General features: G+C 72.2%; 23 protein-coding genes and 1 pseudogene. 4 read left to right on the forward strand and 20 right to left on the reverse strand.

The features are described from left to right. From ABD332_RS35370 to ABD332_RS35380, 3 genes are read right to left on the reverse strand one after another with little or no spacing between them, the layout of a single operon-like run. Positions 1–327 carry a nuclear transport factor 2 family protein gene (locus ABD332_RS35370; protein ID WP_344506985.1) on the reverse strand — a complete coding sequence of 109 codons (327 nt, stop codon included), beginning with the start codon at positions 325–327 and terminating at the stop codon, positions 1–3. Continuing rightward, positions 324–1736 (reverse strand): amidohydrolase family protein, encoded by a 1413-nt coding sequence (locus ABD332_RS35375; RefSeq protein ID WP_344506987.1) that lies wholly within the window; start codon positions 1734–1736, stop codon positions 324–326. The genes ABD332_RS35370 and ABD332_RS35375 overlap by 4 nt, the downstream gene beginning before the upstream one ends. Then, complete coding sequence (locus ABD332_RS35380; RefSeq protein WP_344506989.1) at positions 1733–2710, reverse strand: amidohydrolase family protein; 978 nt, start codon at positions 2708–2710, stop codon at positions 1733–1735. The genes ABD332_RS35375 and ABD332_RS35380 overlap by 4 nt, the downstream gene beginning before the upstream one ends. 98 nt (positions 2711–2808) lie before the next feature. Between ABD332_RS35380 and ABD332_RS35385 the strand changes: the two genes are divergently transcribed. Further along, complete coding sequence (locus ABD332_RS35385) at positions 2809–3606, forward strand: IclR family transcriptional regulator (RefSeq protein ID WP_344506991.1); 798 nt, start codon at positions 2809–2811, stop codon at positions 3604–3606. A 56-nt stretch (positions 3607–3662) separates the two neighbouring features. Here the strand turns inward: ABD332_RS35385 and ABD332_RS35390 are convergent, their stop codons facing one another. After that, positions 3663–4169 (reverse strand): NUDIX hydrolase, encoded by a 507-nt coding sequence (locus tag ABD332_RS35390; protein ID WP_344506993.1) that lies wholly within the window; start codon positions 4167–4169, stop codon positions 3663–3665. Between the two features lie 161 nt (positions 4170–4330). Next, entirely contained in the window at positions 4331–4879 is a 549-nt protein-coding gene (locus ABD332_RS35395; RefSeq protein ID WP_344506995.1) for a DinB family protein, read from the reverse strand. A 58-nt stretch (positions 4880–4937) separates the two neighbouring features. Between ABD332_RS35395 and ABD332_RS35400 the strand changes: the two genes are divergently transcribed. Then, complete coding sequence (locus ABD332_RS35400) at positions 4938–5774, forward strand: peptidoglycan-binding protein (RefSeq protein ID WP_344506997.1); 837 nt, start codon at positions 4938–4940, stop codon at positions 5772–5774. A 117-nt stretch (positions 5775–5891) separates the two neighbouring features. Continuing rightward, entirely contained in the window at positions 5892–6368 is a 477-nt protein-coding gene (locus ABD332_RS35405; protein ID WP_344506999.1) for a hypothetical protein, read from the forward strand. Positions 6369–6523: 155 nt separating this feature from the next. On the opposite strand, the gene ABD332_RS35410 is transcribed toward ABD332_RS35405, so the two are convergent. The 5 genes from ABD332_RS35410 to ABD332_RS35430 all read right to left on the reverse strand — a co-directional run bounded on the left by ABD332_RS35410 (position 6524) and on the right by ABD332_RS35430 (position 10279). Further along, positions 6524–7051 carry a DUF3592 domain-containing protein gene (locus ABD332_RS35410; protein ID WP_344507001.1) on the reverse strand — a complete coding sequence of 176 codons (528 nt, stop codon included), beginning with the start codon at positions 7049–7051 and terminating at the stop codon, positions 6524–6526. A 212-nt stretch (positions 7052–7263) separates the two neighbouring features. Then, complete coding sequence (locus tag ABD332_RS35415) at positions 7264–7887, reverse strand: maleylpyruvate isomerase family mycothiol-dependent enzyme (RefSeq protein ID WP_344507003.1); 624 nt, start codon at positions 7885–7887, stop codon at positions 7264–7266. A gap of 144 nt (positions 7888–8031) precedes the next feature. Further along, positions 8032–8973 carry a transporter gene (locus ABD332_RS35420; protein ID WP_344507005.1) on the reverse strand — a complete coding sequence of 314 codons (942 nt, stop codon included), beginning with the start codon at positions 8971–8973 and terminating at the stop codon, positions 8032–8034. Then, positions 8970–9860, reverse strand: a complete 891-nt coding sequence (locus ABD332_RS35425) for an ABC transporter ATP-binding protein (RefSeq protein WP_344507261.1) — start codon at positions 9858–9860, stop codon at positions 8970–8972. Before ABD332_RS35425 ends, ABD332_RS35420 begins: the two co-directional genes overlap by 4 nt. A gap of 11 nt (positions 9861–9871) precedes the next feature. Next, complete coding sequence (locus ABD332_RS35430; RefSeq protein ID WP_344507007.1) at positions 9872–10279, reverse strand: GntR family transcriptional regulator; 408 nt, start codon at positions 10277–10279, stop codon at positions 9872–9874. An 86-nt stretch (positions 10280–10365) separates the two neighbouring features. Between ABD332_RS35430 and ABD332_RS35435 the strand changes: the two are divergent. Next, a pseudogene (locus ABD332_RS35435) lies at positions 10366–10563 on the forward strand (hypothetical protein); the annotation flags it as partial. Positions 10564–10633: 70 nt separating this feature from the next. Here ABD332_RS35435 and ABD332_RS35440 read toward each other — a convergent pair. The 10 genes from ABD332_RS35440 to ABD332_RS35485 form a co-directional block, all read right to left on the reverse strand. Next, on the reverse strand, positions 10634–11230 hold the full coding sequence (locus ABD332_RS35440) for a peptidase inhibitor family I36 protein (protein WP_344507009.1): 597 nt from the start codon (positions 11228–11230) through the stop codon (positions 10634–10636). Continuing rightward, positions 11227–11742 carry an RNA polymerase sigma factor gene (locus ABD332_RS35445; RefSeq protein ID WP_344507011.1) on the reverse strand — a complete coding sequence of 172 codons (516 nt, stop codon included), beginning with the start codon at positions 11740–11742 and terminating at the stop codon, positions 11227–11229. Before ABD332_RS35445 ends, ABD332_RS35440 begins: the two co-directional genes overlap by 4 nt. A gap of 321 nt (positions 11743–12063) precedes the next feature. Beyond that, on the reverse strand, positions 12064–12369 hold the full coding sequence (locus ABD332_RS35450; RefSeq protein ID WP_344507013.1) for an antibiotic biosynthesis monooxygenase family protein: 306 nt from the start codon (positions 12367–12369) through the stop codon (positions 12064–12066). 7 nt (positions 12370–12376) lie between these two features. Then, on the reverse strand, positions 12377–12883 hold the full coding sequence (locus ABD332_RS35455) for a GNAT family N-acetyltransferase (protein WP_344507015.1): 507 nt from the start codon (positions 12881–12883) through the stop codon (positions 12377–12379). A gap of 11 nt (positions 12884–12894) precedes the next feature. After that, positions 12895–13173, reverse strand: coding sequence for a hypothetical protein (locus ABD332_RS35460; protein ID WP_344507017.1), 279 nt, complete (start codon positions 13171–13173; stop codon positions 12895–12897). An 82-nt stretch (positions 13174–13255) separates the two neighbouring features. Continuing rightward, positions 13256–14488, reverse strand: coding sequence for a vanadium-dependent haloperoxidase (locus tag ABD332_RS35465; protein ID WP_344507019.1), 1233 nt, complete (start codon positions 14486–14488; stop codon positions 13256–13258). A gap of 52 nt (positions 14489–14540) precedes the next feature. After that, a complete protein-coding gene (locus tag ABD332_RS35470) occupies positions 14541–16574 on the reverse strand; it encodes an acetoacetate--CoA ligase (protein ID WP_425552342.1) in 2034 nt (677 codons plus the stop codon). Continuing rightward, entirely contained in the window at positions 16571–17494 is a 924-nt protein-coding gene (locus ABD332_RS35475; protein ID WP_344507023.1) for a VOC family protein, read from the reverse strand. Before ABD332_RS35475 ends, ABD332_RS35470 begins: the two co-directional genes overlap by 4 nt. A gap of 11 nt (positions 17495–17505) precedes the next feature. Then, positions 17506–18360, reverse strand: a complete 855-nt coding sequence (locus tag ABD332_RS35480) for a fumarylacetoacetate hydrolase family protein (protein ID WP_344507025.1) — start codon at positions 18358–18360, stop codon at positions 17506–17508. 19 nt (positions 18361–18379) lie between these two features. Beyond that, positions 18380–19576, reverse strand: coding sequence for an acyl-CoA dehydrogenase family protein (locus ABD332_RS35485; protein WP_344507027.1), 1197 nt, complete (start codon positions 19574–19576; stop codon positions 18380–18382). Positions 19577–19596: the final 20 nt, after the last annotated feature.

The following is a 19596-nucleotide window of genomic DNA, read 5'->3' on the forward strand; positions in this document are numbered from 1 at the left end:
TCAGCCGGACAGCCAGCGCAGGGTGTCGGCGTAGAAGGCCACGGTCCGGCCGGCGTCGGTGCGAACCTCGATCGCGGCGGGGACCTCGGCGAACGCCCGGTCGCCGACGACCTGGACGACCGGCGGCGACAGGCGGTGCACGCTGGCGTTGCCGGCGGCGGCCATGGCCCGGGAGGCGTCGACGAAGCCCGGGCCGTCTCCGGTGTACCAGCTGAGGGCGGCCGTCGAGTCCGGCCAGTAGCAGGCGCGCATCTGGTCCCACCAGCCGCGGTCGCGGGCCTGCCGCTCCAGAAGCACCACCTGGCCGGCCGCGGCGACGTCGCTCACGTGACCACCGTCCCGGCGAGGCGGTCCTTCGTCGCGGCCAGGTGCGCCGCGGACAGGTGCGTGCCGGCGCGCACGACGCCGGTGACGCGGTGCAGGTGCGCGGCGTCGGTGACCGGGTTCGCGTCCAGGAGCACGAGGTCGGCGTTACGGCCCGGCTCGACAGTGCCCATCGTCGCCGTCGCACCGAGGAACGACGCGGCGTCCAGCGTCAGCATCCGCAGCAGGCGCAGCGGCGCGATGCCGGCCTCGCCGAGCAGGTCGATCTCGTCGTGCAACGCCGCGCCGGGCACGACCCAGACCGCGCCCGAGGAGTCGGTGCCGACGAGCATCCGCACGTCGGCCTCCTCGAAGATGCGGGCCATGCGGTACTCGTAGCGGTGCGAGGCGGCGAGAGTCGTCCGCTGCGCCAGGGTGAACCTGCCGAAGCGCGCGGCGACGCGGTCCCACGTCCTGCGGGTCGCGGCCGCCATGTAGCGCAGGTCCTCGTCGGCGGCGAACGACGGGTCGTCGCAGAGCTTGCTGGTCTTCTGCCGGATGAGGGTCGGCACGTGCCAGGTCCCGTCGGCGGCGAAGCGCGCGGCGAGGTCGTGCGCGTGGTGCTCGTCGAAGGTGCGCACGGCGCGGTCCAGGATCTCGACGTCCTCGGCCTTGTTGAGCAGCACCGGGTTGAGCACGACCCGCCGCATGACCGCCGCGACGACCCGGTCCATGAACGGCAGCCTGGCCGGCGGCAGCCGCAGCCGCGAACGGGCGCCGGAGGCCTCGCGCAGGGCCGGCTCGTCGGTGGAGCAGCAGGCGAGGACGCCGAGGCCGGAGCCGAAGTGCTCGACGGACTTCATCCCGATGCTGGAGGCGCGCAGCACGTCGATCCCGGCGGGCAGGTGCCCGACGATCGGCACGCCGAGCCGCAGCGCCTCGGCCTGCGCGTCGAAGAAGCGCTCCTTCGACATCGCGGCGGACTTCACGAAGTCGGCGCCGGCGGCGACCTGCTCGCGGACGGTCGCGGCGGCCTGCTCGGCGGTGCCGGTGTTGAGCATCGTCAGCAGCGGCCCCGGCATCGCCAGCAGCGCCGGCGCCGCGGCGGGCAGGCGCAGTTCACCGGCGGCCCGGGCGCGCAGGAGGCCGAGGTCGCCGTGCATCTGGCGGAAGCCCGTGATGCCGTGCGCGAGCATCAGCTCCAGGGTCGGGGCGGGATCGCCGTGGCCCAGCGGGTGGGCGTGCATGTCGTTGTACCCGGGGACCACGTACCGGCCGGAGACGTCCACCACGGTGGCGCCGCGGGGCGCCTCGAGGTCCTCGCCGACGGCGGTGATGACGCCGCCGTCGGCGAGCACGTCGGTGCCCGGCCGCAGCGAGCCGTCGCGGGTGTCGACGACGGTGCCGCGACGCAGCAGCAGCGGCGCGGTCACCGCGCGCCGCCGGTCAGCTCGTGCGCGTTGCGCGTGGTCAGGTCGCGCCAGGTGTCCGTGTCCGTGTCTGTGTCCGCGTCCGGCGGCGGCGGTGCGGCGTCGACGGCGGCGATCTGGGCGAGAGCCGCGGCGGCGGGCGTCCAGCAGTAGTCGCTGCCGTAGACGAGCCGACCGGTGCCGAACGCCGCGTCGAGGGCGGGGATCTGCCGCGGGAACGGAGTGCCGGCCATGTCGTACCAGAGCCGCCGCAGCTGACTCGTCACGGTGGGCGCGTCGGGTGCGGCCCCCATCGGGAACGCCGCGCGGAACATGTCCATGCGGTCGGCGAGCAGCGGCAGCACCCCTCCCCCGTGCGTCAGCAGCCACCGGATCCGGGGATACCGCACCAGTACGCCGTTGAAGACGAGGTCGGCGGCGGTCCGGGCGGTGTCGAACAGGAACTCCAGCATCGGCCGCGGCCGTCCCAGCGCGACCGACTCCGCGTGCGGCGGCGAGGTGGGGTGCACGAAGACGAGCGCGCCGCGCCGGTCGAGGTCCTCCCACAGCGGCTCGAGCCGGCCGTCGCCCAGGTACATGCCGTGGTGGTTGCTCTCCACGACGATGCCGTCGGCGCCGAGCGTGTCCAGCGCGTACGCGGCCTCGGCCCGGGCGCCGTCGACATCCGGCAGCGGGAGCGCCGCGAAGTGCCCGAACCGCTCCGGCCGCCGCGACCGCACCGCCGCGCCGAACTCGTTGACGTCCCGGGCGAGGGCACGCGCGGCGGCGTCGTCACCGAAGTGGACGCCCGGCGAGGAGATCGACAGGTACGACCTGCCGATACCGCCGCGGTCCATGAGCTCCAGGTGCGCCTCCGCGCTCCAGGCCGGCCAGCCGGGCATCCCGTCGGGTTGCTCGACCCCGGCGGCGCGGGCGACGGCGACGTATTCGCCGGTCACGAAGTGGGCGTGGAAGTCGATCAGACCGGTGGATGCCATCTGGTAGTCCTCGTTCCGCTGTCCGGTTCGGCGTCCGGAGGTTTCGCGAGGTTTCGCGAGGTTTCGCGTTCGCCGGAGCCGTGTGCGACGGTAGGTCGGTGACCCGTCCAGCGGAACCGGCCGTGCCGGTGAGTGGAACACCGGCCGCGTCACCAGCCGCCAGGCCTGGGGATGCGGTGATCGAGCGGGCGTTCGCGCTGCTCGGCGCGTTCGACGCCGACCACCGCTCCCTGCCGCTCGCCGACCTCGCCCGTCGCAGCGGCCTCCCGCGCAGCAGCGCGCTGCGCCTGGCCCGCGCCCTGGTCGACGTCGGGGCACTGGAGCGGCTCGCCGACGGCCGCTTCGTCGTGGGCCTGCGCCTGCTGGAGATCGCGTCGCTGGCACCGCGCGGGCACGGGCTGCGCGCCGTCGCCATGCCCTACCTGGAAGACCTGTTCCACGTGACCCGCCAGCACGTGCTGCTCGCCGTCCGCGACGAGGGCGAGGCGCTGCTCGTGGAGCGCCTGTCCGCCCGCGACGCCAGCCCCGTGCGGTACCGCATCGGCGGCCGCCTGCCCTTCACCTCGACCGGAGTGGGCCTCGTCCTGCTCGCCGAGGCCCCGCCGCAGGTGCAGGAGGACGCGATCGCCGCATTCCTGCCCGACGACGGCGGCGACGACATCCACTCCCCCGCCGACCTGCGCCGCGCCCTCGCCGAGATCCGCCGCGGCGGCTACGCGTACGCCCGCCAGAGCTCCCCGTGGCCGATGAGCACCGTCGCCGCCCCCGTCCGCGGCCCGTCAGGCGTTGTCGCCGCGGTGTCGGTCGTCGCCCCCAGCCCAGGCTTCACGACGTCGTCCTACATCCCAGCCGTCCAGGCCGTCGCCCGCGCCATCTCCCGCCAGCTCGCCGCCTGACCACCGGCCCCGGGCTCCCGGTCACCCACCTGGACGCCCTGCGCTACGACGACTCTTCATAAGCCGAGTGCGACCGGGGCGGAGGGTGTCCCGAAGGTGAGCAGGTCGGTCAGCGGTGTGGCAAGGTCACGGGGCGAGAACAGGTCGGGCCCGGTGTAGTCGGCGATCTCAGAGAGCCGCCACCAACGAAAGCCGGCGAGATGCTCATCAGCGGCGAGTTGGTCGTCGGTGAACTGGCCCTGAGGCTCGAAGTGGGTGGCACGGACGAGGAAGTAGTCGTTGACGACGCCGTCGAAGCGGGGCGCATGATCTGCGCTGACGACTACTTGATGCCAGACGTGCGGCGGATCGATGGCGGCGACCAGGCCGGTTTCCTCTCGCAGCTCGCGGCGCAGCGCGGACAGCCCGTCCTCACCTGGTTCTATGCCGCCACCCGGAGCAGCCCAGACGGCCTGCGCCCCGTTCGGGACCGCCGGGTGGGGGAAGACGAACCGGCAAAGCAGCACGCGGTCCTCTTCGTCGAGAATGATCGCGCGGGCGGAGGCTCGAAGGTTCAGCGACATGGCGGACTCCTGATTCCGTGCGCGTGGTACCGCAATGATCGGCGAGAGACACAGCTGAACACGGCCAGCGAGTCCGCTACACCACCACGGCGCCGACCGGCCGGCGCCGACGGCACGGTTGTCGACGAGTTCGCTGGCACCGTGCCGGCGTCGGCTGCGGCTCAGAGTCCACGACTGCCGTCGATGGCCTCGCGGATGATGTCGGCGTGGCCGGCGTGTCGCGCTGTCTCCTGGATCAGGTGCATTGCCACCCAACGCAGGTTCTCGTCAACCAGGTCCGACCGTGCGCATCGCGCTTCGAGGTCGACGCCGGCCACGATCTCCCGGGACACCGCGATCTGCTCCAGGTAGTACGCCACAACGCTCTCCACCGTGTCATCGCCGCTGAGAGCAAACGTGGCGTCCTGGCCTTCGTCCGCCACCGTCGGCCACTCGTCCGGAAAGTCTCGGCCCGCGAAGATGATCTGAAACCATCTACGCTCCCAGACAGCCGAGTGCTTCAGCAGACCCAGCAACGACAGAGAACTCACGGTCGCAGCCATGCGCGCATCCTGGTCGGACAGGCCGTCGACCTTACGGATCAACGCATCTCGCGCCTGGTCGAGAAAGCCGCACAGAGCATCTCGCTCGGTCGCGGTCGAGAACGCGTCGGTCGCCACGTCGCACACAATATCGACATTCGCCGCTCCGCAGGTTTCTTCCATACGCATCGATGATCCTGTAGCTTCTTTTCATCACTTGCCGTCGATGCCTGGATCGGAGCTCGCCATGAACCTTTCCGCCGTGCTGTCCCGTGGGGCGGTGGTGTTCGCGCTGCTCGGGGTCGTCGTGCCCTTCGGCGGACCGGCCGCCGCGGCGCTGCCGGTCGTCGACATGGAGCAGGTCATGCTCGCTGCGCAGGTCGACCCGCCGAAGAGCGGCACCGGGCAGACTCCTGGCGCGGCGGCGAGCGTGCTGGAGGTCGAACGGGCGCTGTCGGCGAAGGGCTTCCTGGCCTCAGCCTCGGTCGATGGGCACTACGGCACCTCGACCGTCGCGGCGTATGCGGCCTGGCAGCGCTCACTCGGATACTCGGGCCTGGACGCCAACGGATATCCGGGGCCGTCGTCGCTGACCACGCTCGGCAGCGGCCGGTACACGGTCACCAGGCCGATCAACACCGGTTCACGGACCAGCTCGTACGGGGGCGAACGGGTCAACGCCAGGACCCGCGACATGCTCGCCGCGGCCGATGCCAAGCTGTCCTGGAGCATCACGCTCAGCCAGGGGTCCTACACGTCGGCGAACCCCAGCTCCGCCGGTACACATGACGCAGGCGGAGCGGTGGACATCTCGGTCGCCAGCCTGAGCACCACGCAACGATGGCAAACCGTCCAGGCGCTCCGGACCGTCGGGTTCGCCGCCTGGCTGCGCAATCCGTCGCAGGGAGACTGGCCGTACCACATCCACGCCGTCGCAATCTCCGACACCGACCTGGCCACGGGGGCGGCCAACCAGGTGCACGACTACTACTTCGGCAAGAACGGCCTGGCCAACCACGCTGCGGACGACACACCGTCCGCCTATCGAGTGGCGTTCACGTGGTGGGAGAAGTCACGACGGTAGCCGTCACGACAACAACGGCCGACCCATCGCCGGGTCGGCCGTTGTTTCGGTGCGGTCATATCGAGGCGTGTGTGCCATCCTCCTCCTGTCGAGATCCACAACCACGGGGAGTCCGCCTTGCACACGCGCCGAAGACTGACCGCCCTGGCTCTCACCCTGGCCGCCGCGGCGACGCTCGCCGCCGGCTGCGAGGGCACCCCCGACGTCACCTCACCCGCCGCGAGCACGGCGCCCGCCGCGAGCACCGCGCCCAGCGTCACCGTCGCGTCGGTGTGCCAGGCGATCGACGACGTCTACGCGCCAGAGCGGCTGATCCTGACGAGCACGTGGGGGCAGTACGTCACCGCCACGAACCAGGGCGACACGACCAAGGCCGCCGAGCTGAAGGCGAAGCTCGAGGAGATGGTCCCGCGGCTGAGCAAGGCGGCCCGCGCCGAGGTCGCGAAGTCACCGGACGCCGGCCAGCGGGCTGCCCTGGAGCAGTACCTGGACGCGGTCGACACGTGGTACACCAAGCCCTCCTCCGGGGACGCCGTCACCCTCCTGGAGAAGGGCGTCGAGGCCGCGCAGCGGTACTGCCCGAAGATCCGCTGACCCCTCGCCGCCGGCGCCTCGCCTTCAGCCGGCGTGCGGCAGCGGAGGTCGGCCAGGTTGATGCCGAGGTCGTGCAGGACCTTGGCGGCCAGACGTCCGCCCTGGCGCAGGACGCCGAGCAGGACGCCGTTCGTGGACATCGGCGCCGGCCGGCCCTACGAGCGCCAACCCGGGAGCTTCCGCAGGAACCCGGCTTGCCCGTGATCCTCGGGTCCCGTCTCGAAGCCTGGGCCGTCGTTCTCCGAGGTGGCGTCCGGGTCGTTGCCGCGGGCCCGGGCGCGGCTGATCAGCGCGGCGAACACCGTCCCGCTGAAGACCAGCACGGCGATACCCACGGTGAGCACCCCGGCCAGCGTCGGATGCCACTGGTCGGGCCGCCGGACGTTGTCGCATGGCTGCCAACGCGAGTAGTGCACGGTGACGGTGTCGCCGGCCGCGATGTTGTCGAGGTCCGGGAAGACCTTGGTGGTGGCCTCACACCGGGTGCCGTCAGGCAGGACGAACACCGCGGCGTACCGCGGCGGCTGGTCGACGGTCACCGAGCCGACGGTGAGCGGCTGCTGCTCGACCCGCTGCGCGGTGGCGACGGCCTCGCCGCCGTGGGCGTCCTCCCACGTCTGCCACAGCGCCATCCCCAACACGACCGCCAGGAACGCGCCCCAGATCCCCATCAACCAGCGCATGTCTTGAGGTATACACCTGCGCCACGCTCAGGGTGCGCCCGCGGCGGAGCCGTTCGTCCACCTCCCGTGGAGCGGTACACGCACCGGCGGCTGGACGGGTCGTTCGCGAGATCGTGGCTGACGCTGCGGAGACCGGTCGCTGACCGTCCTTCCGCGGCGCGCCATGCCGCTCCGGCCACGCACGCCCATTCCGCCGTGCCGGCCCGTTCCGCTCAGGTCAAGACCGGGAACAGCTGGACCGAGCTCCGACCGGTCGCGGCCTCGATGAAGTCGACCGGCGGCGCCATCCCGGCGAGCAGCTCCGTCGTATGCGCCAAGCCGTCGGGGGGCACGTTCGGCGGCTGACCAAGCGCGCGTTGAAGGTCGAGCAGGTGCACGGTCGCCTCCATGATGCCGATGCTGACGGCTTCGTCGAGGCGCAGAATCGCATACCCGAAGTAGTCCACGGCAATGGGGCCGAGCTGGCGCGCGGTCGCGATCGCCCGCGGTCCGGCGCTGGCGAACTGCTCGATCATCTGCGCAGTACTGTACGTGGCCGCATCTTCGCGGGCACCGGCCGCAGTCCGGTCCCGCCCGCGGTTGGCGACCCCGTCCGGGGTGTTGAAGTCCCGAAGGAGCGCGGCAGCTGTGGGGTGCGTGGGTTCGGCATCCCGGACCCGGTCCACCAGGCTTGTGAACGCGAACGGCCATGACCCGGCGTGCGCGTACAGGCTCCGCACGTCCCAGGTGCCAAGCCGGGTTGGCCGGCACCATTGCTCGTCGGTGAACGCCCGCCCGTGTTCTGCCCAGACCGACCAGAGTGTGTCGAGTGTCGTGAGGCGATCCTCGATCGTCATAGCTCGATGCTACCGACAGGCGACGAGCTGGTGGCTGCTCGCAGCCGTCAACGAGATCGGATATCCGAGGACGATCCAGATCATCACCCCGGGAAGACGAGCGGCTTCGCATACAAGCACTCCGTCAGCTTTTGGCTCATTGGGTCAGGCGATGCGGCGCACGCGGCGGATCGCGAGCCAGACGAGCAGCGCGGCGGCCGCGACGAAGATGCCGGTCTCGATCCACTGGAAGGTCCAGAACCGGCCCTCGGGCTGATATACCTGGTAGTTGTAGGCCCCCGGGCGCAGGCCCATCTCCCGGGCCGCGGCGCATAGACCACCGTCGCCCTCCGGCCGGCAGAGCATCATGCCGCCGGTGACGCGGGTGCCGTCCGCCTGGCGCACCTCCGTCGACATCAGCCAGGTGCCGGCCATCAGGTCGACGTGGTCGTCGATGCTGAGGCTGCGGGTGAGCGGCGCCATGAAGCGCGGCCGGGCGTAGAGGCCGACGGCGACCCGCGCGGCGATGTAGGCCGGCAGGGTGACCGCCATCGCGGACATGACCTTCGGCAGCAGGGTGCCGGCGTACAGGCCGAGGGCGACCGCGAACAGCGTGTAGCCGACCGGGACGACGCCCTGGACGTCGAAGAAGATCTCGGTGAAGCGGCTCTCGCGGAACTCCAGGGGTTCGAACCACCAGGCGATGCCCAGGCCGTAGCCGGCGGCGAGGACGGCGACCGCGCCGCCGAGGAGGCCGGCCTTGGTCCAGGCCCAGTGCCGGCGGCTGATGCCCTGGGTCCAGATCATGCGGTGGGTGCCCTGCTCGATCTCGCGGGCGACGAGCGGCGCGCCCCAGAACAGGCCGAAGAGCAGCGGCACGGCCAGGAGCAGCACCGCGACGTAGAGCAGTGGGCTGTAGGTGTCGATGAACTGTTTGAGCCCGCGGTCGCACAGCTCGCCGCCGGTCGCGCAGCGCTGCCCGACGAGCCGGTCGAGGTCGCGGCGCATCGCCAGGCCGGTCGGCACGATGAACGCGGCGAGGGCCGCCAGCCCGAGCAGTGTGTAGAGGCCCTGCTTGCGGTGCTGCCGCCAGGTCAGCCAGATCATGCCGCGACTCCCCATGCCTCGTGGGTGGCCTCCGTGACGCGGTCGGACAGGTAGGCCAGGATCAGGTCTTCCAGGGTCAGCTCGTGCACCGTCCACGACGGGTCGGTGACCCGGCCGGTGACGCGCACCAGCAGCGTCGACTGCCGGTCGGTGTGGCGGGCCCGGACGACGACGGCCACGCCGCCGATCGGCTCGCCGTGGTGCCGCGGGCCGACCAGCCGCCGGTGCTCGCCGACGATGTCGTCGACGGCGCCGGACAGCTGCACGGCGCCGGAGCTGAGCACGACGAGGTGGTCGCAGGAGTGCTCGAGGTCGGTGAGGATGTGCGAGGAGAGCAGCACGGTCGTGCCGGACTCGGCGACGCCGCCCATCAGGGTCCGCAGGAACTCGCGCCGCGCGACGGGGTCGAGGCTGGCGACGGGCTCGTCGAGCAGCAGCAGCCGGGGCCGCTTGGCGAGGGCCAGGGCCAGGGCGACCTGGGCGCGCTGGCCGCCGGAGAGCTTGCCGACCGGGATCCGGGGCGGGATGCCGGCCTGGGCGAGCCGGGTCCGGGCGAGCGTGGCGTCCCACCGCCGGTTGACCTTGCCGCCCATGGTGACGAGGTCGTCGGCGGTGAAGTCGCGGTAGAGCGGGGTGTCCTGGGCGACGAAGCCGATGTCGGCGAAGGCGGCGGTGTTCTCATACGGCGTGTTGCCGAAGACCCGCACCGCGCCGGCGTCGGGGCGCAGCAGGCCGACGGCCAGGTGCAGCAGCGTGGACTTGCCGGATCCGTTGGGCCCGACCAGCGCGGCGACCCGGCCGGCCGGCAGCCGCAGGGTGCAGTCCCGCAGCGCCCAGCGTGCCCCGTACCGCTTGCCGAGCCCGTCGGCCTCCAGCACGTGCTCCATCTCGTGTCCTCTCATGCCAGCTCCTCCAGCAGGGCGTCGGCCTGCCGCGCGGCGCGGATCGTGGTGTCGACGAGCGCGCTGACGTCCTCGTCGCTCAGGCCCGCCGCCTGGGCCCGGCGCAGCCAGTCGAGCAGCTCGGTGCGCAGGTCGGCCTGGTTGGCGAGGGAGTCGCCGGCGAGGGTGCCGGTGACGAACGTGCCGACCCCCGGCCGCCCCTCGGCGAGCCCCTCGAGCTCCAGCTCCCGGTAGGCCTTCAGCACCGTGTTCGGGTTGATGGCCAGGGACTGCGCGACGTCGCGGACCTTCGGCAGCCGGTCGCCGGGCACCAGCATCCCGACCCGCAGGGCCTGTTTGACCTGCTGGACGAGCTGCACATAGGTGTTGACCTTCGACCGGCCGTCCAGCACGAACTCGATCACGCCGGCCGCCTCTCTGTTGTACTACGACACTAAGACTATAGGACAGCAGGAGTGCTGGCATAGGCTCGGCAATGAATCAACCGCTGGTGACCGTGTGCCGGGACTGCTGCTGCGGCTCGCCCCGCAAGCACTCGGACGTGGACCACGCCGGGCAGGTGGCCCGGCAACGGGCAGGCAGGGTGCGGGTCAGCGGGTGCCTCGACGCGTGCGAGCGGTCCAACATCGTCGTCGTGCACCCCACGCCCGCCGCCAGGCGGGCCGGCGCCCGGCCCCTCTGGCTCGGCTACCAGATGTGGAAGCGCACACGGTCCGGCGACGAGCCCGCCCGATCACCTCGTGAGTCGCATGGCCGCATCAGCAGTGGACATACACCTGATCTGCCCTGTTCCTGGCCTCGGTACCCGCATCGGGCACCGATCGATACCCGACGCCCACCGAGAACAGGGCCGTTCCCGAGTCGAAGAACTGTGCGAGCCCGTGTGAGCGGTTGAACACCGCGGACTCGATCCGGTCCTGCCAGCCGAACGTCGACAGGTCCTGCCATCCGCAATCGTGGACCTCGCCCCGGGGATACCCGAAGTTGGGCCGATCGTAGAAGCACACCGAGCCCAGCGGGCAGTCGGCCGCGCTGCCGCCGGCCACGGTGATCACCACCGCACCATTGTTGTAGCTGACCTGTCCCGGACCCGTCTGCCGTCCCCCGGGATTCGCGGCGAGGTACAGGTCCACCTTGCGCTGCACATCGGCAGCAGTGCCTGGGGCGGGGCGCGTCCCCGGCAGGAGCAGCATGCCGGCGAGCATCACCAGGCACGCGACCCTCTTGAACGCGTCAGCGCGCCGGTGCGCGGCACGCCGGCGCATGACGTCGGCGATCCCGGCCACCGCGTCGATGGACGCCGCCTCAGCGAATCGATCCTCGGCCTCTCGGGCCAGCCTTCCGAACTCCTTCACGCGTCCCCCTCCCCCAGGGCAAGCACAACCGACGGCAGGTGCAGCCCCCGCCGGATCCTCTGCTTATGACTGCGCACCGTCGACTGCGTGATCCTGAGCGCGTCCGCCACGTCGCCGGTACTCATCCCGGATGCGCTCAGCACCGCCACCGCCCGCTCCTGAACGCTCATCCCCTCCAACGCAGCCATCAGGTCGTGCGCGAACTCCACCTCGACGTCGAAGGGCACCGCGGACGTCTCCCGCCGCCCGCCAAGCTGGATGAGAGTCTTGACCTGGACAGCGATGCGCCGCCGAGCACTCAGCGCCTGCTTCCCGGCAACCCCGGCGGCGTACCTGAGGTTGTCGTCGAACGTGCGCCCGCGACGCTCGTCCCACTTCTCCACCATCACCAACATGGCCTCTTGAGCGACGTCCCAGGCCAGCTCCTTGTTGCCGGTGATGCACAGCGCCCGGAACAGCACCCGGGCGAACGCCTCCTTGTAGAACGCCTCGTAACCCTCGTACCGGCTCACCGCTCCGGCCTGGCCACGACCACCTCAGCGCCCCGAGCCGTACAACTCCACCTGACCGCGCACCTCCCCCGCGATCGCCGCGCCACCCGCTCGGCGGCCCGCACCGCCGAGACATGCCGCACCGTTACGAAGGCCTCCCGCACCCCGACCGCAACCAACCCCACAAGCAGTGCCCACACCTGCGCCATCCGGTCTCCGTCCTCGCTGCCGGCGCTCCCACGAGCGCGCCCGCAACGTACTCGCGCGACAGCCGGAAAACCGTCCACGCACCACCTCGCCGTCAGCACGTCCTTCGCCGCGGCAGAAGCGAGCGCGCGATGGTCAGACGACGACGGCGACCTCGTCGTGTGTCACGAACTCGTCCCACCGTGTCAGAGCACTGCGGGCGGCCTGCTCCACCACGGCCCGCTCGGGCTCCTCACCCGCGAACGCACGCACGTCGTCCATGTTCGCGAAGAACGTGATGGAGGTGAACAGCACTTCCCCGCCGTCGCGACGGCGCAACAGCCGCGCACCGCGGAATCCCGGCACCTGTCCCAGGTGCTCAGCGACATCGGTCTCGTAATGATGCTGGTAGTCATCGGCCGTCGACGGCGAAGCCCAGCCCCGCCATGTCCGTGCGATCATCCTGTACCTACATTCCAAAGTGGTCGGTGCTTGTCCACTGACGTTGGCGTTCCATGATGAGCGCCTCGCCGTGCTGGCCGACGCGACGGAACCCGGCCTTCTCCCATGCGCGGATCGCGCGGGCGTTGGTCGCAACGGGGTCGGCGGTGACGCGGGTCCAGTGCAGGTGCTGCAGGAGGTGCCGCGCCAGTGTGTCGGCGGCGTCAGGTCCGTAGCCGCGTCCACGCCCGTGCGGTTCGAGGATCAGGTCGATCCCGCCCTCGAACTCGCCGGCGTGCCAGTACTGGGCGTATCCGATCGGCGCGTCGCCGGTCAGGACGATGAAGGACTCAACCTCGGGTCGGCGCCGTCCGATGTACTTCGCGGCCACCTGCTCACGCGTGAGGGGCGTATCCCCCCAGTGGTCGATGAAGCCCGGATCGCCGAACCAGCCGGCAAGAAGATCCAAGTCGTCCTCAGCAACTGGGCGCAACCGGACCATGCGACCGCTGAGAATGCCGTGATCGGATGACATCTTGCGTGTGCTCAAATCTCGTACACGCCGGCCGGCAACGTCGTCAGGCCCGTGCCGGGCACCGAGGCGAGGAGCGGCCACCCGCTCACGTCGGCCGAGACCGGGCGATGCCAGCCCACGTCCAGGCTGATCGCAGCGGCGAGCGCGTCCAAGGCGGCGCGGCGCAGGCGGCCGGGGCCATGACGTCGCACGTCGTTGAGCATCTGGCGGACGTCCGGCGAATCCTCGAACTTCCACAGCGCCCGGCAGCGACCTTCCGCACCGGCCGCGGCGAGTCGATCGAGGCTCATGGCCACGGAGCGTACCGCCTGCCCGATCCGGCTTCGGGCCGGTTGGTGTGGGCACCGCGAGGCGGCGCCCACACCGTGAGGGCTACAGGGTGCGGCCGTGCCAGCGGGACAGTGCGGCGAGGGCGGCGCGGCGGCCGACGGTGGCGCCGGTCTCGTCGGTGGTGCGGTAGTGGACGCCTTCCCAGACGCGGGCGTCGATGTTGTCGCGGGTGAGCTGGTGCCAGGAGGTGTAGCGCAGCGTCACGTCGGGTGCGGCGGTGCTGGTCAGGTCGAACGCCGCGCGGGGCGGGCCGGCCAGGGTGTCGAGGACGGCCTGCGCGGCACCCGCGTAGGTGGTGTGGCCGCTCGGGTACTCGGGGTGCGCGGGCGTGGCGAGCAGCGGCGTCCACGCCGGATCGGGGGCGACCGCGCCGGTGCGGATCTCGGTGACCGGGCGCCAGGCCAGGTAGCGGTACTTGGCGCGGTACGTGGTGATCTGCGCGTCGATGGTGGCGGCGTGGAAGACCGCGACGAGCGCGATCCGGTCGGCCAGGGAGCGGCGTGCGGCGCTGTGCGAGCCGTGCGGCGCGAGCGTGGTGCGCAGCGCGCCGGTGAATCCGTTGAGCGACGTCTGTGCCCAGAACCTGGCGACGGCGGCCTGCTGCGCGGTGCGCACGGTGCTGGCCGCGGCGCCGACCGCCCGGATCTCGGCCAGGTCGCGCTGGTGCACGGCGCTGGTCAGGGCCGGCGGCGGGCCGGGCTGCAGGGGCTCGACGTCGCGGACCAGGAACGGCCGGCCGTCGCCCTGGCCGGCCTGGACGGGCGCGGCGAACGCGGGCGGCGTCGGCTGCCACACGCCCGGCGCGACCGGCGGCACGGTGAACGGCCGGTTGACCGAGGCGAGGTCGAGGCCGTCGCCGGCGCGTTCGGCGAGCACGGCCGTGGCGGCGTCGACGCCGGCCCGCACGGCCCGATCGGCGTGCCGGTCGCCGATCCGGGCGACGGTGGCGGCGAGTGCCGCGTCGAGGGTCGCGGCGGCGGCCGGCGTGATCGTCACGAGCGCGTGGTGGACGGCGGCGGCGAGCGCCAGCTCGCTGCGCGTGGCGGCGACCGCCCGGCCGGCGGCGATCCAGGCGACCGCCCAGGTGCGGCTGTTGGTGACCTGCTGCGGGCCGGTGATGACGCCGACGGTCGCGGCGGTCAGGTCGTACCACTCCAGCAGGGTGTCCACGCGGCCGCCGGCGGCCTCGGCGCGCCCGGGGAGCGTGAGGACGCCGACGGCGCCGGCGCCCGCGGAGGCGAGCAGCAGGCGGCGGGAGAGCATCGATGTCTGCATGCCGCAGACCTTAACCCGCCTAATCCGATCGGATCAATATGCAATCCAGCGATCAGCGCGGCCCTCCGGCGTACACGGCGAACCGGGCGAGCGCGGCGAAGTCGTCGATCGCGTCCCGGGCGGCGACCTGCTCCAGCGGATGGCCCTGGATGAGCCGCTTGACGGGCACCTCGAGCTTCTTGCCGGTGCGGGTGTGCGGGATGGCGGGCACGGCGATGACGTCGTCGGGGACGTGCCGCGGCGACGCTTGGGCCCGGATCGCGGCCTTCACCTGCGCGACGAGCGCGTCGGTGAGCGGGGCGTCGCCGGCGAGGACGACGAACAGGACGAGCCAGTAGGCGCCGTCGCCGAGCTCGGCGCCGATGACGAGCGAGTCCCGGATCTGCGGGAGACCGTCGACGACGGCGTAGATGTCGGCGCTGCCGAGACGCACGCCGTGCCGATTGAGCGTCGAGTCGGAGCGCCCCGACACCACGACGCTGCCCCGCGGCGTGGTCAGCATCCAGTCGCCGTGCCGCCACACGCCCGGAAATGCGTCGAAGTAGGCCTCCCGGTACCGCGACCCGTCGGGGTCCCGCCAGAAGTACAGCGGCATCGACGGCATCGGTCGGGTCACGACGAGCTCCCCGACCTCGCCGACGACCGGCCGGCCGCGGTGGTCGAACGACGCGAGGGCGACGCCGAGCAGCGGCGCGGAGATCTCGCCCGGCCACACCGGTGTCGTGGGCGCGCTGCCGGCGAAGCCGCTGACCACGTCGGTGCCGCCGCTGACCGACGCCAGCTGCACCCCGGGCCCGACGTGGTCGTGGACCCACTGGTAGGACGCCGCCGACAGCGGTGCGCCGGTCACGCCGACGGTCCGCAGCGCGCCCAGGTCCAGGTCCCGGCCGGGCGCGAGCCCCGCCTGGGCGCTCGCCAGGAGATAGCCGGGGCTGACGCCGAGCGCCGCGACCCGGCACGCGGCGGCGATCCGCCACAGCCGGTCCGGCGACGGGTGGGTGGGGCTGCCGTCGTACAGGACCACGGGCGCGCCGACGAGCAGCGCCGACGCGACGATGTTCCACATCATCCAGTTGGTGCTGGTGTACCAGAACAGCGGCCGGTCCGGTCCGACGTCCAGGTGCAGCCCGAGCAGCTTCAGGTGCTCCAGCAGCACGCCGCCGTGGCCGTGCACGATGCCCTTCGGCAGTCCCGTGGTGCCGGAGGAGAACAGCACCCACAGCGGCGCGTCGAAGTCCACCCGGTCGAAGCGCGGCTCCGCCGGCGCCGAGACCACCGCTTCCCAGGATTCACCGGCCGCCGCGTCGAAATCGCCGACGCAGAGCGTGGCGCGGACCGTCGGCAGGGCCGCCCGCAGCGCGGCCACCTCGGCGCGCCGGTCGTGCGCCGTGCCGTTCCACCGGTAGCCGTCGGCGGCGATCAGGACCACCGGCTCCAGCTGCGCGAAGCGGGCCGCGGCGCCCCGCGCCGAGTAGTCCTGCGCGCACGCCGACCAGACCGCGCCGACGCTGGCGGTGGCCAGGAACGCCACCAGGGCGTGCGGCGTGTTCGGCAGGTAGCCGACGACCCGGTCGCCGTGGCGCACGCCGGCCCGCCGCAGCCACTGCGCGAGCGCGGCGACCTGACCGCGCAGCTCGCCCCAGGTGAGGGTGCTCGTCGTGCCGTCCTCCGCGACCGCCGTGACGGCGACCGCGTCCGGGAGGCCGTGCCGCAGCGCGTGCTCGGCGTAGTTGAGGCGGGTGCCGGGGAACCAGGTCGCGCCCGGCATCGCCTCGCCCGCAAGGACCGTGCCGGCGGACCAGGTCGCGCCCGGCACAGCGTCGCCCGCAAGGACCGTGCCGGCGGACCAGGTCGCGCCCGGCACAGCGTCGCCGGCGAGGACCGTGCCGGGGGTGCCGTCGGCCTGGACGTCGAAGAAGTCCCAGACGGCGGACCAGAACTCCGGCAGCCGCCGCACGGAGAACTCCCACAGGTCGCGGTAGCCGCCGAACTCGACCCCGGTCCGCCCGGTCAGGTGGCGGGCGAACCGGGTGATGGTGGCGGCCTCGACCGTCGCCGGGGCGGGCTTCCAGATCGGCTCCATCAGCCGGGCTGGTGGGCGCCGGTCATCAGCTCCGCGAGGTCCTCGGGAGCCAGGAACGACGGCGGCGGAGGCGGGCCCCACCGGAAGAGGCCGCGCGCGCCCTCCCAGACCTGCGGCGTCCACAGCGCGTCGTCGACGATGCAGTCCAGGTCGGAGTAGTACTCGGAGAAGTTCCCGGCCGGGTCCCGCAGGTACCAGAAGAAGTTCGACCCGACGTGGTGCCGGCCCAGCCCCCACACGTGCCGCGACGGGTCCTTCTCCAGCATCGCGGCGGCGCCGCGGCCGACCTCGTCGACGTCGTCGACCTGCCACGAGGTGTGGTGCAGGAACGCGACCGGCGCCTGCTGCACGAGCACGTTGTGGTGGTCGGTGGAGCAGCGCAGGAACGCCGCCAGGCCGGGGACCGTGTCGCTGACCTTGAAGCCGATGCCGTCGGTGAAGAACCGCTGCGAGAACGCCTGGTCGGTCGAGCCGAGCACGACGTGGCCGAGCTTGCGCGGCCGGACCGGGTGGTCGCGCAGGATGCCCGGTGCGCGCTCGCCGACGCGGGCGTTCACCCCCGGCGTGTTGTACGGCGGTGCGGGCGTGGGCGGCTGCTCGTACCGTGGCGCGATCCCGATCTCGACGGTGACCTCGCTACCGGGGTCGAAGGCACGGACCCCGGTCGCGGTGCGCTCGACCGCGACGTCCAGCGCGGCCAGCGACGACGCGACGCGGTCGAGGTCGTCGGGGTCGTCGGCGCCGACGCCGAGCCGCAGCAGCCGGCGGCGCTCGCTGTGCACGACGCGCAGCTGCTCCCCGCCGTCCGCGGTGGCGAAGGCATGACCACCGGTCGGGGTCAGGCCGAAGTCCTCGTAGTACGCGGCGGTGGCCGCGACGTCTGGCACGCCCATCACGATCTGGGTCAGCCGGTGCAGAGCCATGTGCGGTCCTCTCAGTTCGTGGCGGCGACGAAACGCTGGCGGAGCTCGCCGATCCCGGTGACATAGCTGACGAGCTCGTCGCCGGGCGCGAGGAAACGGGGCGGGGTGCGGCCCATGCCGACGCCGGCCGGGGTGCCGGTGAAGAGCACGTCGCCGGGCAGCAACGGCAGCGCCGCCGACAGCTTCGACACCATCGCCGGCACCGAGAAGATCAGCTCGCGGGTACGGCCCTTCTGCACCTCCTCACCGTTGACGGAGCAGCCGAGCTCGAGGTCGTCGCGGTCGTCGAGCTCGTCCGGCGTGACCAGCCACGGCCCCGTCGGCCCGAAGCCCGGCAGCGACTTGCCGAGGCTGAACTGCGGGGACGGCCCGGCCGTCTGCCGCACCCGCTCCGACAGGTCCTGGCCGACCGTCAGGCCGGCGACGTGCTCCCACGCCCGCTCCTGCGGCACGTTGCGGGCGGTGGCGCCGATGACGACGACCAGCTCCACCTCCCAGTCGGTGCTGCCGCCGGCGGGCAGCTCGACGGTGGTGACCGGCCCGGTCAGGCACGACGGCCACTTGGTGAACATGACCGTGGGCGCGTCGGGGACGGCGAACCCGGACTCGGCGGCGTGCTTGGAGTAGTTGAGGCCGATGGCGAGGACCTGCCGGGGCCGAGGCGCGGGCGCGCCGAGGTCCTCGACGGCGAACGGTTCACCGGCCGGCAACGGTTCGGTGGCCCAGGCGGTGAAGCCGGCCCACTGCTCGTAGACGGCCTGCGGGTCGGGGCCGAATCGGCCGCCGCTGGCCCGTTCCACGTCGACGGCGCCGGTGCCGTCGGCGGTGACCAGCACGAGGCGGCCCTTGAGATTGGCGATGCGCATGTCGGAAGCTCCAGGTTGTTCAGATGAGCGGGGTGATGGTTTCCTCGACCCCGAGCAGGGCCTTGCCGTACAGCTCGTAGCTGACCTGCGGGGACACGACGGCGTGCCGGGCCGCGGTGGCCGAGTCGCGCCAGATCCGCTGCAGCAGGTTGACGTCGGCGAACGACCCGGCGCCGTGCGCGAACAGCAGGATGTCGATCGCCTTGGTGATGCACTCGGCGACGTACCCGGTGTCGGAGCGCACCCGGGCGCGGGTCGTGAAGTCCGGGTACGCGCCGCGCGCGGCGGCCTCGTCGACGTCGGCGGCGGCGCGGTACGCGTGCAGGTGCGCGGTGTCGATCAGCCGCGCCGCCTCGGCGATCTGCAGCTGGAAGCCGACCGACTCGGTCTGCGCGGTGTAGAAGGTGTACGAGATCGGCTTCTTGGGCGCCTTGCCGACCACGTAGTCCAGCGCCGCCCGGCCCATACCGAGCTGCGGGCCGACGAGGACCAGCGCGAGGACGGGCACCAGCGCGGAGCGGTAGAACGCCTCGGCGTCCAGGTGCTCGCTGGGGTACTCGCCGTTGATGGCGGGCGGGACCAGCAGCACCCGGTGCTCCGGCACGAACACGTCCTCGGCGACGAGGCAGTTGCTGCCCGAGGACTTCATCCCGGCGACGAACCAGGTGTCCTCCAGGCCCAGGTCGGTGCGCGGGATCATCGCGAGGCCCTGGTCGACGACCTCGCCGGACTCGTCGGTGATCGGGATGCCGAGACCGGCCCAGGTGGCGTGCCAGGAGCCGGAGTTGTAGAACCACTTGCCGGTGACCCGCCAGCCGCCGTCCACCTTCGTGGTGGTGGCGGTCGGTGCCAGTACACCGGAGACCTTCGCGTCAGGGTCGGCGCCGAAGATCTCGTCCTGCGCCCGCCGCGGCAGCAGGCCGACCATCCAGTTGCACACGTTGGTCAGGGTGAGCACCCAGGCGGTCCCGCCGTCGGCCTCGGCGACCGCGGCGGACACGTCGAGCATCGTGCGCAGGGAGGTCTCGTAGCCGCCGTACCGCTTCGGCACGGCGATCCTGAACAGGCCAGCGTCGGTGAGCGCCTGGATGCTCTCCTCGACCACCCTCCGGTCCCGCTCGCCGGCGGCGGCGTTGCGCTCCAGCAGCGGTCGCAGCTCCTTCGCGCGGGCGACGAGTTCGGCGGCACTGACGGGTTCGGTGTGCACGGCGGTCATCGAAGCTCCTTGTGGGGTGT

Source organism: Dactylosporangium maewongense (genome assembly GCF_039531485.1).
Lineage (GTDB): Bacteria > Actinomycetota > Actinomycetes > Mycobacteriales > Micromonosporaceae > Dactylosporangium > Dactylosporangium maewongense.

What these genes read in the sequence shown, in the direction of transcription:
- ABD332_RS35380 (WP_344506989.1), bottom strand. Translation starts at nt 2,710, where the DNA reads ATGGCATCCACCGGTCTGATCGACTTCCACGCCCACTTCGTGACCGGC.
- ABD332_RS35390 (WP_344506993.1), bottom strand. Translation starts at nt 4,169, where the DNA reads ATGTCGCTGAACCTTCGAGCCTCCGCCCGCGCGATCATTCTCGACGAA.
- ABD332_RS35395 (WP_344506995.1), bottom strand. Translation starts at nt 4,879, where the DNA reads ATGCGTATGGAAGAAACCTGCGGAGCGGCGAATGTCGATATTGTGTGC.
- ABD332_RS35400 (WP_344506997.1), top strand. Translation starts at nt 4,938, where the DNA reads ATGAACCTTTCCGCCGTGCTGTCCCGTGGGGCGGTGGTGTTCGCGCTG.
- ABD332_RS35410 (WP_344507001.1), bottom strand. Translation starts at nt 7,051, where the DNA reads ATGCGCTGGTTGATGGGGATCTGGGGCGCGTTCCTGGCGGTCGTGTTG.
- ABD332_RS35415 (WP_344507003.1), bottom strand. Translation starts at nt 7,887, where the DNA reads ATGACGATCGAGGATCGCCTCACGACACTCGACACACTCTGGTCGGTC.
- ABD332_RS35420 (WP_344507005.1), bottom strand. Translation starts at nt 8,973, where the DNA reads ATGATCTGGCTGACCTGGCGGCAGCACCGCAAGCAGGGCCTCTACACA.
- ABD332_RS35425 (WP_344507261.1), bottom strand. Translation starts at nt 9,860, where the DNA reads ATGGAGCACGTGCTGGAGGCCGACGGGCTCGGCAAGCGGTACGGGGCA.
- ABD332_RS35450 (WP_344507013.1), bottom strand. Translation starts at nt 12,369, where the DNA reads ATGATCGCACGGACATGGCGGGGCTGGGCTTCGCCGTCGACGGCCGAT.
- ABD332_RS35455 (WP_344507015.1), bottom strand. Translation starts at nt 12,883, where the DNA reads ATGTCATCCGATCACGGCATTCTCAGCGGTCGCATGGTCCGGTTGCGC.
- ABD332_RS35460 (WP_344507017.1), bottom strand. Translation starts at nt 13,173, where the DNA reads ATGAGCCTCGATCGACTCGCCGCGGCCGGTGCGGAAGGTCGCTGCCGG.
- ABD332_RS35465 (WP_344507019.1), bottom strand. Translation starts at nt 14,488, where the DNA reads ATGCAGACATCGATGCTCTCCCGCCGCCTGCTGCTCGCCTCCGCGGGC.
- ABD332_RS35475 (WP_344507023.1), bottom strand. Translation starts at nt 17,494, where the DNA reads ATGGCTCTGCACCGGCTGACCCAGATCGTGATGGGCGTGCCAGACGTC.
- ABD332_RS35480 (WP_344507025.1), bottom strand. Translation starts at nt 18,360, where the DNA reads ATGCGCATCGCCAATCTCAAGGGCCGCCTCGTGCTGGTCACCGCCGAC.
- ABD332_RS35485 (WP_344507027.1), bottom strand. Translation starts at nt 19,576, where the DNA reads ATGACCGCCGTGCACACCGAACCCGTCAGTGCCGCCGAACTCGTCGCC.